Raw genomic sequence first — 16,493 nt, forward strand, 5'->3', positions numbered from 1 at the left:
ATCATGATGGAACAATATAGAATCGATGAGAAAAAAGGGTTGGAGCTAGGTTTATACACGTTAGGTGATCACACCACAGACGCCTTAACAGGAAAAGCAATTAGTGAACGACAACGGATTCAAGAGATCGTAGCGGCTGCCAAATTAGCTGAGGATGCTGGATTAGATGTATTTGGGGTAGGCGAGAGTCATCAACCGAAATTCATTACCTCAGCTGCCTCGGTTGTCCTTGGAGCCATTGCAAATGCAACCGAACGTATAAAGCTTGTCAGTTCAGCAACTGTGCTAAGTACAGCAGATCCTGTACGTGTATATGAGGACTTTGCAACATTGGATTTGTTATCAGGCGGTAGAGCAGAGATTGTTGCTGGACGTGGATCGCGTCTCGGGGCCTATGAACTTTTTGGTTATGACGTAAGAGATTATGAAGAATTGTTCGAAGAGAAAATTGAATTGCTCATGAAAATAAATGAGTCCGATCGCATAACGTGGGAAGGGAAATTCCGTCCTGCATTAAATGATATGGAAATCTTCCCTAAGCCCTTAAATGGAAAGTTGCCAATTTGGCGAGCGGTTGGGGGACCTCCAGCAAGTGCAATTAAGGCGGGAAGAATGGGAATCCCGATGATGCTGACCACCCTTGGTGGACCGTCATCTGCCTTTAAAGGTTCTGTAGACGCGTATCGTATGGTTGCTGCAGAGTCAGGGTTTAATCCAGCAGACCTTCCCATCAGCACAACTTCTTTAATGTATATTGATCCGGACTCACAAAAAGCATTCCGCGATTATTATCCATATATCAATCACTTGATGAAAGAGCTTCGTGGGTCTTACTATCCGAAAGAACAATTTGCGGAAGCGATGAGTGTGAGAAATGCACTGCTCGTGGGAAGCCCGCAACAAATTGTGGAGAAGATCCTCTATCAACATGAGATGTATGGCCATAATCGTTTTCTAGCTCAGATTGATGTCGGTGGGTTACCTTATGCTCAAGTGGAACAAATGATTGACCTGTTCGCATCTGAAGTAGCACCAGCCGTAAGACGTGCTACAGCTAAGAAATAAGAAAGAGGGGATAGTATGAAGATCATTGGGATTTCAGGATCCATTGTTGGATCGAAGACTAGAATTGCTGTACAGCAAGCACTTAACAACATCACAGAAAAGCATCCGGATTTCGACGTAGAACTAATTGATCTAGGAGATTATAAGCTGGAATTTAGTGATGGACGCAGCTACATGGATTATACAGGTGATACCAAAGTTGTTCTGGAGAAAATCATGGCGGCCGACGCGTATATCATTGGCACCCCAGTTTTTCAAGCTTCGATTCCAGGAACACTTAAGAATCTATTTGATTTACTCCCGGTTAATGGGTTTAAGGATAAAGTTATCGGAATTGTAGTAACTGCAGGTTCTTCAAAACATTACTTAGTGGCAGAACAACAACTGAAACCGATCCTCTCTTATATGAGAGCGGTGGTGGTTCCTAAGTATGTTTTTATTGAAGAGAAACAATATGACCGGAAAGTAATTGTGGATGATGATATTATTTTTAGACTGAATCGACTAGCTAATGAATTGGTGAACACCACGAATGCGATGCAGCAAGTGAAGCAAGCGGAAGAAGCAGCGTTTTTCTTTTAAAAAGAAGGGCTCTGTTTAAGAAAATACCTTCAGTCTGTAATATAAAAGGGGATTTTATCCCTAACGTTGTATTTCGTGCAACAGAATGGATCCAAAAGAAAGGGGATCTGAATTCTGTTGCATTTTTTACAATTAAATATAGGTTAAAACTCTTTTTTGAAGGTTTTCTGCAAATTCTAATGTACGAAGTGCAACAGAAACCTTTTTTTGAGGTCTGTATATGACTTTCTATTGCACATTATGCAATGGAATGGAGCTCATATTCTAATTTAATCTCGTATTTCAATAGAATCAATAGTAATATCGACATAGACATGAGCAAGAACTTAACCATTTTGTTAAATAACTGGAAGTATATAATTTGAGGATTCATTTCTGAAAAGGGGGAGTAGTGTGACGAATAACCTTATTGCAAATAGTAGGTTGTATAATCAAATGATTGCAGGCTCTTTACATCACACACCAGAGCAGGTCGTGAAAAAAATGGGGGCTATGCAAGCGCAAGACTATATGCAGGCGGTTTGGGCCATCGGACTACGTTCTCCTGCTACGAAATTAGCTGATATAGAGCGTGCAATCGCTGACCGTAAGATTATACTTACTTGGACGCTGCGAGGTACGCTTCATTTCGTCCCAGCAGAAGATGTAAAATGGATGCTACAGCTCTCTGCACCGCGTTTAGCATCACAAACGAAGCGGCGAATGGCTGAGCTTGGACTTGATGATCAGACACTGGAGCGCTGTAGAGAAATTATTGTGGATGCTCTAAAGGGCGGGAAGCAGATGGATCGTTCGGTCCTACTTCAGCTAATAGAAGAGGAAGGCATCCACACGGGGAATCAACGCGGTTATCACATGCTCTGGAATAGTGCCTATCAAGGACTGATTTGTTTTGGTCCGATGAATGGTAAACAGCAAACGATTGTATTGTTAGAGGAATGGGTGCCAGATTGCCGTGAGCTATCTTACGAACAATCGTTGCAAGAACTCGCGTTGCGGTATTTTACAGCCCGTGGATTAGCGACCGTTCAGGACTTCGCTTGGTGGGCAGGCATAACCCTTACAGATGCCAGACGAGGGCTAGAATCTGTGAAAAAAGAACTTCAATCGACAGATATAAATGGCAGTGAGTATTGGATGTCTAACCATCGAGTAGTTTCAGCGGATGAAGAGTCAGGTATCTATTTACTTCCAGGTTTCGATGAGTACATTCTTGGTTATAAAGACCGGAGTGCTGTACTTGAACCTGAGACGGCTCCTTTAATTGTTCCTGGCAACAACGGTGTTTTCCTGCCTATGATTGTTGTTGGTGGCCAAGTTATAGGTACATGGAAACGTTCGATTAAGAAAAAAGGAATTGAGATAGTCATTCATCCATTTAGAGAACTTGGAAATGCTGAAGAAGCTGTGTTTAAAGCTGCTGAAAGATATGCTGCTTTTATCGGGCTGCCGATACTCAATTTTAGCGTGTCTTCTACATTGACATGAGAATGAAAATATCGTTCAGGGGTGAAGATCAAGTTCATGAATGAGGGCGAGTTAAGGTGCTTTATAGAAGACGAATACATATGGAACAGGTGCAGGCACTAACGCACTTATTAGCCCCTGAAAGTTGATTTTTCAGATAGTTCTGATAAGAACGTAACCCGGCAGGTGCGACCTGCCGGGTTTATTCATAAATCTAATTGACTATATGAACTAAATTCGTCTAGCTAATTCTGCACCCTCCCAAATAGCATTAAGCGCTCTGCGAGCTTGTACTGCATCCCCAATTACATGATAAGGAATGGAGCTTTCCTCCAAGAAGTTCTGAAGGGGTTGCTTGTTTAGGGCGCGTGATCCTACTGCGATTACTACATAATCGGCTGGCAGGCTGAGAAGCTCCCCATCTTTTTCAACCATCACGCTATTCTTTTGGATCGTCATGCACTTGCTATTGGTCATTAATCTAACACCGTGGCCATATAAGCTTTCCATTACACAGATTTTACGAAGGATACCCAGATCATTTGCTACATCGGCTTGCATTTCTACAACAGTGATTTGATTTCCGCGTTCGACCAGGAGCTCAGCGACCTCGAGACCGACCAAACCCCCTCCAATAATAACAACTCGACCTTCAGGATGAGCTGTTCCCCATAATACATCATGTGAATTTACTACATGACTACTCAGAACACCTTCTACTGGAGGAATAATTGGGGCCGATCCGATTGCAAGAATGACTTCATCCGGACTGATTTCTTGAATAAGCTCTGGAGTAACCTCCGTATTCATTCGGATTTCTACACCTTCACGTTTAGCCGTCTCTCCCATATTCAGAGCAGCCGCGGCCATTTCTTCTTTACGCGGTGCGGCACCAGCGATATAAAGCTGTCCGCCTAGAATGTCATTCTTTTCGCATAAAATTGGAGAATGCCCACGACGTTTCAGTGTGATTGCTGCTTCTAATCCGGCTGGCCCACCACCGGCTATAAGTACTTTTTTTGGTGTGCTCGCTCGCTGTAATTCATATTCACTTTCTCTTCCGGTAGCAGGATTAAATACACAGCTGATGAAAGGCACCTTCGGATTTACGAATCCATCGAAGCAGCCTTGATCACAACCCACACATTTAACAATGGTGTCCGCGCGTCCAGCTAATGCTTTGTTACAGAATTCAGGATCTGCCAATTGAGCGCGGCCAATAGCTACGAAATCAGCCAGTCCTTCGGCAATAATTCGATTAGCAATAGCTGGATCATTAATACGACCTACAGCTATAACTGGAATGTTAACCACGGATTTAATTTGTGCTGCATTATCTACATTGAAGCCCACAGGTAGATCGATAGGTGGTACTTCATATTTGATAGCTGCGCCTGCTGGAACTCCGCGCGATACATTAATCGCATCAATACCAGCATCCTCAGCGAGTTTCGAGAAGAGCTTCATATCTTCCAGTGTAAGTCCGCCGGGAAGATCCTCGATAGCAGAGATTCTCATCAAGATAGGGAACCTAGGTCCAACGGCTTCTCGAATGGCACGGATACAAGCGAGCGGAAAGCGACAACGATTCTCCCAGGAACCGCCGTACTCATCCTGACGGAAGTTCATCGCTGGGCTTAGAAATTGTTGTGGCAAATAACCATGACCAGCATGGAATTCTACACTGTCAAATCCAGCTTTTTTCGCACGTGAAGCAGCATCTGCGTAAGCTTGAACCATCTCACTAACTTCGTGATTCTCCAGCTCTCGGGGGATATGTGTTACACCCTCGAAAGGGACAGGGGAGGAGGAGACTTGAATCAGGTTGGGAGTTACTTTCCCTCCATGCCATAACTGAAGACAGCTTTTGCCGCCTGCATCACGAATAGCATGAGCCAATTGGGTCATACCAGGAATGAATTTATCATCATAAATGGCTGGAGCATCCTCAGAAGCAGCCGTTGGGTGAACGGTTGTTACTTCAACTGTATTTAAGCCGTTACCTCCTTTTGCGCGTGCTACATGGTAATCAATCAAGCGCTCGCTGACATACCCACCCGGAGCATTCATTTTTGTTCCCATGGCAGGCAAAATGACCCGGTTCTTAAGCTCCATATTTCCTATCGTACCTTTGCTGAACAAATGTGCGAATTCCATGCTATAACTTCCTCTCTATATATAGGTTAAAAATAACTAGGTTATTTTAACCTATACTATCGAACGGAACGATAAAAGTATGTGCATAAAATCACGAAGTATTTGGCACAAATGCAGTCCTTGAGGTAAGATAAGAAAATGACCGGAAATGAAGTCCGGTAGTTCGGAGGATGAATATGGATATTGAAGTCTTGATTCTGGCTCAATTAATGAAAGGGTCAAAACATGGTTATGAGATTAAAAAAAATATCATTTTCGTAATGAGTAACGATAAAATCGTTAATAATAATTCGCTGTATCCGAAGCTGAAATTGTTTGAAAAGCGAGGTTGGGTGATTAAAAAAACGGAAATGCAGGAAAACCGGCCTAAACGGTATGTGTATTCCATCACAGCCGAGGGTGAGGAGCGGTTTCATATCTGCTTGAACGAATTTTCACTGGAGACTATTCGTATTGATAATGAATGGTCTATTCGTCTTGCTTATTATGAGCTACTGGATCAGGAGGCCCGCCGAAGATTACTTGATTACAGAGAGACTTACATGAAAGAGAAGCTGGAACATTTACAACAGTTATCCCTAGTGGTTGGGAACGGTGAAGATTTGGATTACTCTGAAGAGCTATATTTTTATACCCGAAGTATGGTATTACATGAGCTAGAGTTAATCCATGAGCTTTCCCATAAACTGGACGCCTTGGATATGCATTGATCCGTATCTCGCTGTCGATCATCATTGTAACTGAAATTAATGGAGAAGGGGGTTTTCCTTGAGAAAAGTATACTTATTAACCCTTGGTCTTGTACTCCTGTTTATTTTTTCAGCCTGCGATCAAGAACAGGCAAGTGATTCTGTAATTAAGGAAGTAACGGTTACAACCAAGGGGAGAGTCATTCAATCTGTCTTAAAGCCACTTGAAAGGAACACTAATTCAGAAGAAGTTAATGTATCTTTCCAAAGCCTTATGGCTGAACCGGATGTTTCAATTCCCTATGTGAAGCTTGGAGAAATCATAGAAATCGAATTTAGCAATACAGCCCCAAACAGCTACAAATTGACAGATTATATTTTGAAAGATAATGGTACTTTAAAGTATAAAAAAGAAACAGCAGAGCCGGTAAATGTTGAATGGGCGGATAAGACAGCTACTTTTAAGCTCGATTCGACTATGGCGGCTTTTCTTAGTTCAGATAGTAAGGATTATGAATCAGGGGCAACTATACGGGGATTTTGACTGACAGGCGAGTGGCTAGACCAGACTAAGAAAATCACGTTTGTTATTCGAACAGATGCTAAGTAGGTATGGAGATCATCATAGTGTATAAGGGAGAACCCGGGATTGCGATTCATCAATCAAAAAGACTAACCAGAAAGTCTGGCTAGTCTTTTATGTTGTTCGATCTTTTTATTTCACTTTAATGCCCATGGCTTGCGCAACCTTAGTGAATACTTCGGTATTTTCGTATACTCCTGTAAACAACTGAGCGTTTTTGCCCATGGCCGTAATTGGAATATCCACTGCTGTATGACCTGAAGTTGTCCAGTCTACAACGAAATTCTGTTTAGAGTTAGCGATGGCAAACGGACCATCTTCTTTGGAAATGCCGTCACCTGATTCATCTTCAGCGTCTACGGCTTCAATAGAGAATCCACCTGTTTCATGGTCGGCGAGAACTAGGACAAGGGTATCCGGATTCTTTTTAGCGAAATCTTTGGCAATCTGTACGGACTTATCTAACTCTTGTCCCGCTTTAATCGTCATCTTGGCATTGTTTTGGTGTGCAAATTCGTCAGTACCCTCTTCTTCAACCATCAGGAAAAATCCTTTTTTATTTCCTGCAAGCGTGTCTATCGCTTTTTTCGTCATTTCAGGCAGGGATACAACCGGGTTGTAGATATCTCCTTCACCCTCTGGCTTTTGCTGGAACATTTCCTCATTTGCAAATAACCCGAGAAGCTTGCCGCTTTTCGCCTTTTGCATATCGGTTTTGTTCGTTACGTAGGAGTATCCAAGCTGTTTAGCTTTGTCTACAAGGTTCCCTTGCGTACCTTTGCTCTTCTCTGAAGGATCTTCAGCTGGCTCATCTGCGAACTTACCTGGATTCCCAGCAGGATACCAGAAGTCTTCGCCTCCACCGAGAAGAACGTCAACTTTGCTCTTGGTCAGAAGCTGCAGAGCGATATCACTTTGTTTGGAGCGATCTTCAACATGAGCACCGAAGGCAGCGCCTGTAGCATCAGTAATTTGGCTGGTAGTTACAACGCCTGTAGATTTCCCTGCTGATTTTGCATATTCCATAATGGTTTGTACGGACTTTTTATCTGCATTCATCCCAATGGCACCGTTATAAGTCTTGACTCCGCTGGCATAGGCTGTGGCTGAAGCAGCTGAATCTGTAACAGGGACAGTGGAGCTTGTATGAATTAATCCAGCATATGGCATAGAATCCATCGCTAGATTTCCTTTTTCACCTACTGTAGCTAGGCGGATGGCATTGCGCTGGGCAGTACCCATTCCGTCACCGACAAACAGAATCACATTTCTTGTGTTTGATGAAGCTGCATTGGCCTGATTTGGTGCTTGTGTAGTGACTACGTTGGAAACGAAGAGAGCAGTTGCTGCAGTCGCTACAATTGCCGTCTTAACGCCGTACTTTTTCGGTGATTTCATAATTTCCCTCCTAATGTATGTTTACAACCTCATACTATAGTAATTACATTAAGAGAATGTTTTCGGATATTTTAAAAAATGTAAATTGTAGCGTGCTTGAAAGGATAGGATTTACAGTAGGTAAGATTTCAAAATAAAATATATCTAGGTGTATTATTACAATATTGAATATATTCATCTCCGAATACAGATTTTAAATGCTGCTCTTCCTGAAGAATAAGTAAATGAATGGCTACTATGTTAAGAAAGAATATAATTAGTGTTAATGAATTTGGATACATAAGATACAATCCAAGAAACATGAGATCAAAACCGACAAATGCGGCATTTCTACTAAATTTATATATACCGTGCGTGATGAGTTTTGTTACAGTAGACTTATCAATCCCAACTCTCCACGAAGTACGCATGGCAATCATTGCTTGTATGAAAATGGAACATCCGAGGGTTACTACACCAACGCCGATAAAGTGAATCGCCGGATGATTAAAATGTTCTCCTACTAGTGTAACTATGTATGACTCCGCTAAGGAAAACGTAAACCACGCTGCTCCCCACACAAAAGTAGTAGTCTTAACGAACAGCTCGGTATAATGGATCATAGATCGTTTATTTCCTTTAGCTAATACGTTTCCTTTAATGTGGTTCTTTTTGTAAAGTATAAGGAGCTTCAAAAGGTAAGAAATAAGGAATATGGAGAAAAGAATTAGGGATAGGATATTTTTTAGATTACTCATTGTAATTTCCTCCTCACTAATACATATGAATGATTGCTCATATGTTTGCTTATATCTTATTTCCTGATGCTGTGCATGTCAACTAAATATTGATTTAGGGGGATAATGTGAAGACGTCAACGTATAAAAGATGGTGGTTAGGGGTCCTGATTATTTCGGCTATTGCATTAGTAAGTACTGGAATCGGAATGCTGGTCAAGCCATCGGGGTTGTCAACATATACTTCAAAAGAGTATAAAGTCACTTTGAAGTATCCCTCCGAGTGGGAAGTGAATCCAGAATATGCTGAGAGGTATCAGGGGAACGACGGATTTTTTCAATTATCCGCTATTTCTGGAGAGGGGTTATCCATCGATGAAGTAGCAAACAAGGATGCATTTCATCAACTGAAGCCTTATGGCTCTGATCCACAAATCATTGAACTGACACTAGAGGGGTTAAAAGCGGAAGAGAAAGCACGATTGATTGTGCCTTCTGCTGATCAGGAAGAGGAATGGAATCATCAGGCCGCTATTATTTTGAAATATCCAGAAGCGGTGAAAATAGGAGATTCTTTGTACAATTATTTTATTTTATGGGCGGATATAAAACATGTGGAGGACATAGGTCAGACTGTTCGATTTACTGGAAAACCGTAAAGTGTTTGCACACGAAGAAAGTCTGCTGGCTTAATTACCGGTATTTCTAGGAAATATTCCAACTGCCATTTTTGTGTTTTTTGAGCTTGACGACTCGTGGGATTATCCCATGGCGGGTACACTCGTAGTGCTCTTTTGCCACCCTCACCTTTATTGGATAATATATCTTGTTTACCTAGCACAGCTTTTGGAAATACAAATTGACCAAAGTGATTCTCATTGCGCGTACTTATAACGAAGAGATCAGCAGTATCTGATATATCATAGGGTTGGATGGGGCCATCTCCAATTCTCTCCCATAACGTGACAAACTGCCCGATCTTTGTAGGTGTGATTTTTGCAACACGGAATCTAATGGATAGCGCGTTTAAATTAAATATATACGCCCCATAATCAGCATTGTGTGGTTCATGAATGAGGTCAGAGCAATCAAGATTACACGGGTTATATACAAGCTCTTGGGTAGCAAGCAGATCACTATGAATGATACCTGAAAAGCTGTGATTCTTAAATTTCATCTGTTCAAATCTCCCGGTTGAGTTCCTTAGAAACTCCTAATGTTCTCTATCTTAATGCAAGAATAGGGAGTTCACAACCGTGAACAGAGCACCTTTCCCTTGAGACTGGAGGTAGTCGTATGAAATCCATACATAAATTAATTGAAATTTTTAAGCTGAGTGTTTTGAATATAGAGTCTGTTCCAGAGTCGTTTAGTTCTGAAGTGTATAAACTTACTCTTAATAATCTAGACAACGTATACGTGAAAATTCCATACAACAGGGATAAACTGGTTCGCGAATTTGAGATGCTTGAAAGACTAAAGGGTGTTATACCTGTTCCAAAAGTATTGGATTTCTGGGACGGAGATAATAGAAGTGTCGGTGCATTGCTTCTCTCCGCTATAGATGGGGTGCCGTGTACGAGTAACATTGATCAGAGTCTGGCGTTTCAAATCGGTAATTATCATGCCATGCTTCATGAAGTTACCATGCCAGCGTATGGATGTTATGGATCCGATGGTTTTCAGATGGTAGAGAACAATAGCTGGAGATTATACCTGAAAAATAATTTTGAAAAGTGGAAAGAACCTTGTAAGGAACTCCTTCATCCTGATTTATTTGAGAAATGTATTACTCACTTTGATAGCGTATATTCGGCGTTACCTGAACCTGATGGGCCTTGTGTTGTTCATATGGATTTTCGACCAGGCAATATATTAATAAAAGATAATGAAGTCGTTGGTATAATTGATTACGAGAGCGCTCGTGGTGGTTCCTCTGAAATTGATTTTACAAAAATAAACCGATACGTCTGGGAAGTGAACCCGCTAACACGGCTCCCTTATGTGCAAGGCTACGAATCGGTTCGTCCTTTACTTGATCTGGAAGCTATAATACCGTTTTATAGTTTTTATGATGCTTTTAGTGCGGTAGTTTGGTGTAAAACCAGAGGGATTGAGAACAATAAGGCATTTCTTCAGGAAAGTATAGAGGTATTGCAAAGGTCTATAGAAGGAATGAATTGATGGGAAAAAATGTGAAATGACTTTATTGCATGTTGGGAAGTGCTGTGCTTGCTTTATTGAATAATCCTATGCTTGGTAACGCTAGACTTAGAATGTTCAGAGGCGGTTATGAAGGAAGTATTTGAATTTCAAGGAAAAGAAAAGTAAATAAATAGAAGTGAAATGTTTAATCGTATGGGGGAGTAGAAGCTTTGGAAATAAAAAATAAACAAGTTGAACAACGGTATTGTCCTTTATGTAAAGAATTAAATCATTGTGGTGCTAATAGTGGTGATTGTTGGTGTTTTCATACGGAAATTCCTGCAGAACTACTAGAAAGGGTGCCTTTGGAACTGAGAGGTAAAGCCTGTATCTGTCAAAGATGCGTAGAGGCGTTTAAAAAACATTAAATTGAAATTTAACTAACTCAAGACGAAAACAGTAATTATATTGTGTATACTTAAATAGTAATATAAAAAAACATATGGGGGACACAGATGAGAAAGCCTATAATTGCAGTTGATATGGATGACACGATATGCCATCTAGTCAAACGAGCTATATACCATAACAACAATGATTTCCCCACTCATGTACTGAAGTACGAGGAAATGCTTGATTGGAATACGGATCATTTACGTCATCCAGATTGTACACAAGATGTATTCTATGGGCGGCCTGGTTTATATGAGGAGCTTGAATTATTCGACGAGCATGTTGTAGGTGAAATGGAGAAGCTGCACAATGCTTATGATGTTATTATTGTTACGGCGGCCCAGCCCAATGCAGTTGTTGAAAAATGGAACTGGCTGCAGAAGCATATGCCGTTTATTCCCATCGAAAATTTCTTCCCATGCAAACGAAAGAATCTTATTAATTATGATCTTCTGATCGATGACGGGGTTCACAACTTGGTTCCTGCATTGCAGGACGGAAGGAAAGTACTCTGTATTCCGCATCCATGGAATTTGAGAGCTCGTGAACAATATGGATTTCCATTATTGACCTCCTGGGAAGGTGCGAAAGAGAAGATTGATCAGATTTTTGGAAATTCAAGAGACTAGCTGATTTGAGGAGAGTTGCTCATATAGAGCAATTCTCTTTTTTTATGCTTTTTAGATTTTTTTGCCTATTTTTTTCGTGACTACTTCATCTGTCGTAGTAATTATGGTATACTGCAACTACTACGACAGATGAAGTAATCATAGGGGGTACCATTTTTGATCAGCAGTGATGTTATACGTGGTTACAATGATACGATGATCCTCTACATGCTGCTCGATGGGGAATCCTACGGGTACGAGATTTCTAAGAATATCAGGCAGCTGACTCAGGAGAAGTATGTCATGAAGGAAACAACGCTGTATTCCGCCTTTACCCGGCTGGAGAAGAACGGGTACATTGAATCCTTTTATCTGGATGAGAGTCTTGGCAAGCGGCGCACATATTACCGGATTACCCCGCTGGGTCTCGCCTATTACCGAGAAAAATGTGAGGAATGGAAGGTTACGCAGGAAGTTGTAAACCAATTTATCAAGGAGTGGTGATAGTGCATGGAGACGATCATAGTATATCTGGATAATATGTTTGCGGGTCTACCGAAGACTCCGGAACTGGAGCATTTGAAGCAGGAGCTGCTGTCCGGGATGGAAGATAAGTACCTGGAGCTGAAGCGGGATGGCAAGTCTGAGAATGAGGCGATCGGTATCGTTATTTCGGAATTCGGCAATATTGAGGAGCTGACTGCTGAGCTAGGCATCCGTCCAGCCGGACAGGAGAAGACTGTGCCCATGCTTAGTGAAGAAGAGGTTTATGCTTATGCGGCTGCCAAACGTAGCTCTGGATTATGGACCGGTCTCGGTGTTTTTCTCTGCGCATGCGGGGTGGCGCTGTTGATTACTCTTAGTACATTGTTTGAAAATAATGCTGATATGGCTGATAAAGGTTCGATGCTGGGGATGGTCGGAATGTTCGTGCTGGTCGCTGTGGCCGTTGGGATGTTCATTTATAGCGGCATGAAACTCGAGCGCTTCGAAAGTCTAGAGCAAGGCTTTCAGCTACCTTATGCGCTCAAAACGGCGCTTCAGCGCAGTCAAGCCCTTTATGCTCCGACTTATCGCCTTGCTTTGATTGTGGGCGTCTGTCTTTGTGTGCTGTCGCCGACCTTTATCTTCGCAACTTCTTATGTCAACGATGATTTCGCTGCTTATGGAGTTTCTGCCTTTCTAGTGATTGCAGCAACTGCGGTGTTCTTGTTCGTCTATTATGGAAATATCCAAGAAACTTATACGAAGCTACTGAATGAGCCACATATCGATGCAAAGTAGAAGGGAAAAGAACAATTTGTGAGAGGGCTGTGTTGTGGCCGTTGGCGACGGCGATTTTTCTGTTTACGGGCTTTGTCTATGGGCGATGGGACGTTAACTGGGCTGTATTCCCAATTGCTGGCATCCTGTCCGGTATGTTCAGCAATGTGTATCATATTCTAAAGCGCAAAAAAGTCTCCTGATTATGCTGACTGCACATTAAGGTAACCTCATCCTTTGGAGGTTACCTTTTTTCTTTTGTCCAATTTGCTGGAACATCATTGACATGATGTATTAAATGTATTTAAATGGAATAGACCGACGGTCGGTCTATAAAAAGGAGGACTCAGAATAAATGAGAATTTCCAAAGAAGCGGAAGAACGCAGAAATGAAATATTAGATAAGGCAGAAATGCTTTTTTTTACGAAAGGTTATGCGAGAACTACAGTGAACGACATCTTGCAGGAGATCGGGATTGCCAAGGGCACGTTCTACTATTATTTCAAGTCGAAGGAGGAGGTTATGGAAGCAGTGGTCACACGATTCATCGATGCTGGAGTAGACGTTGCGAAGATCATTGCTGCTGATTCAAAGCTCTCCGTACATGAAAAGCTACTACAAATCATAATGGCACAGAAACCTGATTCGGAGAGAAAAGGTCACATGATTGAACAGTTTCATCAAGCTGAGAATGCACTAATCCATCAGAAAAGCTTGGCTGAAACTATTTTGAAGCTAACACCTGTGTTGACAGAGGTGATTGAGCAGGGAATCGAGGAGAGCTTGTTTCACTGTCCTTATCCTAAAGAAACGATGGAATTTCTGTTGGTTGCTTCACAATTTTTATTGGATGAAGGGATTTTCAAGTGGCAGCCGGAAGAGATCATTCTCAAAATTCAGAGCTTTATTTATATTATGGAGACTACGTTGGGAGCTGAAAAAGGAAGCTTTTCCTACGTAACGCAAATGTTTGAGTAAGGTCCGTGCAGGGAGGATGAATGAGACGTAGGGGAGAGATCGTCAATGCTGCTACAAATTGTGAAAAAAGATTTTCAAAGAAATAAAATCATAACGATCGTCTTATTTATTTTTATGATGTTATCGGCGTTACTTGCTGCTTGTGCTTCTCAAGTCATTATGGAATTGTCCGGTTCTTTAAGTCATTTGCTGGATAAATCAAAGGCTCCCCATTTTGTTCAAATGCATGCTGGTCCAATAGATAACGCAGGTATTCAAAAATTCGCCTCTACAAATCCACTTGTTAAGAATCAACAGACAGTAGAAATGCTAAGGATAGATGGCTCGAAGATTGTCTTGGGTAACAGCAATAAGTCGGAAGAGAACAGCGTAATGGATATAGGTTTTGTTAAGCAGAACCCATCATTTGATTTGCTGCTGAACTTAGAGAATCAAGTGATTAGGGTAGCTGAAGGAGAAATCGCAGTTCCTATTTATTATATGAAGCAGAATGATCTGAACATTGGTGATCAGGTTACCCTTTCCAATGGACAGTTAGATCAAAAATTTATTGTTACGGATTTTGTTCGAGACATCCAAATGAATCCAGCTATTGTTAGCTCTAAGCGCTTTGTCGTAAATGACACGGATTATAATGTACTTAAGAAGAACCATGGAGAAGTTGAGTACTTAATTGAATTTCAAATCACCGATTTAAGTAGACTTAGCGAGTTCCGGAATATCTATCAATCCTCAGATATGCCCGCTAAAGGACCAATGATAGACTATCCTTTGTTTAAGACGCTGAATGCGCTGACAGATGGGATTATTGCAGTTGTCATTATTTTGGTAAGTATCCTTCTTATGATTATTGCCGTCCTATGTTTAAGGTTCACGATGATCGCGACTTTAGAGGAGGATTATAGAGAGATTGGCGTCATGAAAGCAATTGGGATCTCACAGCGAGATATTAGAAGGATCTATTTGGCAAAATATATGGTGATGGCAGCATGCGCTTCACTGCTAGGATATTTATTATCTTTGGGTGTGGTGCGATTGTTTACAGCGAATATCACATTGTATTTGGGGACTGCTCCGAAAACGATCCTTCAGCCTATTGTTCCAGTCTTAGCGGTCGGTTTGATCTTCGGCATGATTGTGTTCTTTTGCAGAGTTATTCTTAGAAGGTTTAATCGTATAACAGTAGTAGAGGCTTTAAGGTCAGGGACTGTGGGGGAGTTGAAAGGCAATAAAAGTAGAATGGTGCTGAGTAAGCGCAGGCATATAAATGTGAATGTTTTTCTTGGCCTAAAGGATGTTTATGGACGCTTCACCATATTCGGATTGCTATTCTTCGTATTTGTGATCTGTCTGTTTATCATTCTTGTGCCAGTGAATATATTAAATACCCTTCAGTCCCCTCGGTTTATTTCTTATATGGGTGTAGGTCAGAGTGACATGAGAATCGATTTACAGCCATCTGATCAAATAGAGAAGCGATTTAATGAACTGATAACGACGCTAAATAAGGACTCCGATATAGCTGAATTCTCACCATTAATTACTTCTCGATTTAAAGTGCTAGGCAGCGATGGCGTATGGGAGAATATTAATGTTGAAACAGGAGATTTCTCTATTTTTCCGCTCACCTATGTTAACGGAGGAACCCCTGAAAGTGGGGATGAGATTGCCCTTTCTGATCTGAATGCCAAGGAATGGAACAAAAGGGTTGGGGATAGCGTTCTTTTGGAGGTAGATGGCACTTCGAAAAAATTGACGGTTAGCGGGATCTACCAAGATATAACGAATGGAGGTCGAACTGCAAAAGCCCGATTACCTTATGACCCGAAGTCCGTGCTATGGTATATCGTAGCTTTAGATGTGAATCCGAATGTTTCCGTTCAGGAGAAAATGGATCAATATGCAAAGTTATTTTATCCAGCCAAAGTTACTCATCTAGAAAGCTATTTATCTCAGACGCTCGGGAATACGATTCGCCAATTAAAGCTGGTCACTGGCTTATCCATTGCCATCTCGATATCAATTTCAGTATTGATTACAGCTTTATTTCTAAAAATGCTGCTAGCGAAGGACGTCTCGCAAATTGCAATTTTGAGAAGCATTGGCTTTACGTTAGAAGATATTCGAAAGCAATATCAGGTAAGGCTACTACTGGTTTCTGGTCTTGGAATCATTCTCGGAACCTTTGCAGCTAATACCATCGGTCAAAAATTCACTCAATTACTCGGATCCTTTATGGGAGCATCCCAAATACAGTTTGTAGTTAATCCGGTAATAGCTTATCTTGTTCTCCCTCTTTTTTTCATGCTCATTGTAGCACTCACAACCGTAGTAAGCACGATATCGATGAAGAAATCCAATTTATCTAAACTGATTGTCGAATGAGGG

At 41.4% G+C, this 16,493-nt stretch carries 17 protein-coding genes; 13 read left to right on the forward strand and 4 right to left on the reverse strand.

Annotation, left to right across the window (positions count from 1 at the left end; translation table 11 throughout):
* Positions 1 to 3: 3 nt before the first annotated feature.
* The 3 genes from MKX60_RS14250 (at position 4) to MKX60_RS14260 (ending at position 3,135) form a co-directional block, all read left to right on the forward strand.
* Entirely contained in the window at positions 4 to 1,065 is a 1,062-nt protein-coding gene (locus MKX60_RS14250) for an LLM class flavin-dependent oxidoreductase (RefSeq protein ID WP_197071232.1), read from the forward strand.
* Between the two features lie 15 nt (positions 1,066 to 1,080).
* A complete protein-coding gene (locus MKX60_RS14255) occupies positions 1,081 to 1,647 on the forward strand; it encodes an NADPH-dependent FMN reductase (protein WP_042189896.1) in 567 nt (188 codons plus the stop codon).
* 393 nt (positions 1,648 to 2,040) lie between these two features.
* Complete coding sequence (locus MKX60_RS14260) at positions 2,041 to 3,135, forward strand: winged helix DNA-binding domain-containing protein (RefSeq protein ID WP_341060132.1); 1,095 nt, start codon at positions 2,041 to 2,043, stop codon at positions 3,133 to 3,135.
* Between the two features lie 210 nt (positions 3,136 to 3,345).
* Here the strand turns inward: MKX60_RS14260 and baiCD are convergent, their stop codons facing one another.
* Entirely contained in the window at positions 3,346 to 5,271 is a 1,926-nt protein-coding gene (gene baiCD, locus MKX60_RS14265; RefSeq protein WP_339266006.1) for a bile acid Fe-S flavoenzyme BaiCD, read from the reverse strand.
* Positions 5,272 to 5,447: 176 nt separating this feature from the next.
* Between baiCD and MKX60_RS14270 the strand changes: the two genes are divergently transcribed.
* Entirely contained in the window at positions 5,448 to 5,981 is a 534-nt protein-coding gene (locus MKX60_RS14270; RefSeq protein ID WP_052404357.1) for a PadR family transcriptional regulator, read from the forward strand.
* A gap of 58 nt (positions 5,982 to 6,039) precedes the next feature.
* Positions 6,040 to 6,504 (forward strand): hypothetical protein, encoded by a 465-nt coding sequence (locus MKX60_RS14275; RefSeq protein WP_341060133.1) that lies wholly within the window; start codon positions 6,040 to 6,042, stop codon positions 6,502 to 6,504.
* A 171-nt stretch (positions 6,505 to 6,675) separates the two neighbouring features.
* On the opposite strand, the gene MKX60_RS14280 is transcribed toward MKX60_RS14275, so the two are convergent.
* Together MKX60_RS14280 and MKX60_RS14285 are read right to left on the reverse strand one after the other, a co-directional pair.
* Complete coding sequence (locus MKX60_RS14280) at positions 6,676 to 7,941, reverse strand: alkaline phosphatase (RefSeq protein WP_341060134.1); 1,266 nt, start codon at positions 7,939 to 7,941, stop codon at positions 6,676 to 6,678.
* A gap of 128 nt (positions 7,942 to 8,069) precedes the next feature.
* Positions 8,070 to 8,678, reverse strand: a complete 609-nt coding sequence (locus MKX60_RS14285) for a methyltransferase family protein (RefSeq protein WP_341060135.1) — start codon at positions 8,676 to 8,678, stop codon at positions 8,070 to 8,072.
* 107 nt (positions 8,679 to 8,785) lie between these two features.
* Between MKX60_RS14285 and MKX60_RS14290 the strand changes: the two genes are divergently transcribed.
* A complete protein-coding gene (locus tag MKX60_RS14290) occupies positions 8,786 to 9,316 on the forward strand; it encodes a peptidase M56 (RefSeq protein WP_341060136.1) in 531 nt (176 codons plus the stop codon).
* On the opposite strand, the gene MKX60_RS14295 is transcribed toward MKX60_RS14290, so the two are convergent.
* Positions 9,286 to 9,834 carry a MepB family protein gene (locus MKX60_RS14295; protein WP_341060137.1) on the reverse strand — a complete coding sequence of 183 codons (549 nt, stop codon included), beginning with the start codon at positions 9,832 to 9,834 and terminating at the stop codon, positions 9,286 to 9,288. The genes MKX60_RS14290 and MKX60_RS14295 overlap by 31 nt on opposite strands.
* A gap of 119 nt (positions 9,835 to 9,953) precedes the next feature.
* Here MKX60_RS14295 and MKX60_RS14300 point away from each other — a divergent pair, with 119 nt between their 5' ends.
* The 7 genes from MKX60_RS14300 (at position 9,954) to MKX60_RS14325 (ending at position 16,490) form a co-directional block, all read left to right on the forward strand.
* Complete coding sequence (locus MKX60_RS14300) at positions 9,954 to 10,841, forward strand: phosphotransferase family protein (RefSeq protein WP_076286589.1); 888 nt, start codon at positions 9,954 to 9,956, stop codon at positions 10,839 to 10,841.
* 191 nt (positions 10,842 to 11,032) lie between these two features.
* Positions 11,033 to 11,230: a cysteine-rich CWC family protein gene (locus MKX60_RS31695; RefSeq protein WP_218640906.1), complete on the forward strand. Its 198-nt coding sequence runs from the start codon at positions 11,033 to 11,035 to the stop codon at positions 11,228 to 11,230.
* A gap of 87 nt (positions 11,231 to 11,317) precedes the next feature.
* On the forward strand, positions 11,318 to 11,884 hold the full coding sequence (locus MKX60_RS14305) for a 5' nucleotidase, NT5C type (RefSeq protein ID WP_341060138.1): 567 nt from the start codon (positions 11,318 to 11,320) through the stop codon (positions 11,882 to 11,884).
* A 156-nt stretch (positions 11,885 to 12,040) separates the two neighbouring features.
* Positions 12,041 to 12,367: a PadR family transcriptional regulator gene (locus tag MKX60_RS14310; RefSeq protein WP_042189881.1), complete on the forward strand. Its 327-nt coding sequence runs from the start codon at positions 12,041 to 12,043 to the stop codon at positions 12,365 to 12,367.
* Positions 12,368 to 12,373: 6 nt separating this feature from the next.
* The gene (locus tag MKX60_RS14315; RefSeq protein ID WP_218640907.1) at positions 12,374 to 13,147 is read left to right on the forward strand and encodes a permease prefix domain 1-containing protein; all 774 of its coding nucleotides are present in this window, start codon (positions 12,374 to 12,376) and stop codon (positions 13,145 to 13,147) included.
* A 334-nt stretch (positions 13,148 to 13,481) separates the two neighbouring features.
* On the forward strand, positions 13,482 to 14,105 hold the full coding sequence (locus MKX60_RS14320; protein WP_339242482.1) for a TetR/AcrR family transcriptional regulator: 624 nt from the start codon (positions 13,482 to 13,484) through the stop codon (positions 14,103 to 14,105).
* A 45-nt stretch (positions 14,106 to 14,150) separates the two neighbouring features.
* A complete protein-coding gene (locus MKX60_RS14325) occupies positions 14,151 to 16,490 on the forward strand; it encodes an ABC transporter permease (RefSeq protein ID WP_341060139.1) in 2,340 nt (779 codons plus the stop codon).
* The last annotated feature ends 3 nt before the right edge of the window (positions 16,491 to 16,493 follow it).

Origin of the sequence: Paenibacillus sp. FSL R5-0914 (assembly GCF_038004525.1) — a bacterium.
Lineage (GTDB): Bacteria > Bacillota > Bacilli > Paenibacillales > Paenibacillaceae > Paenibacillus_AQ.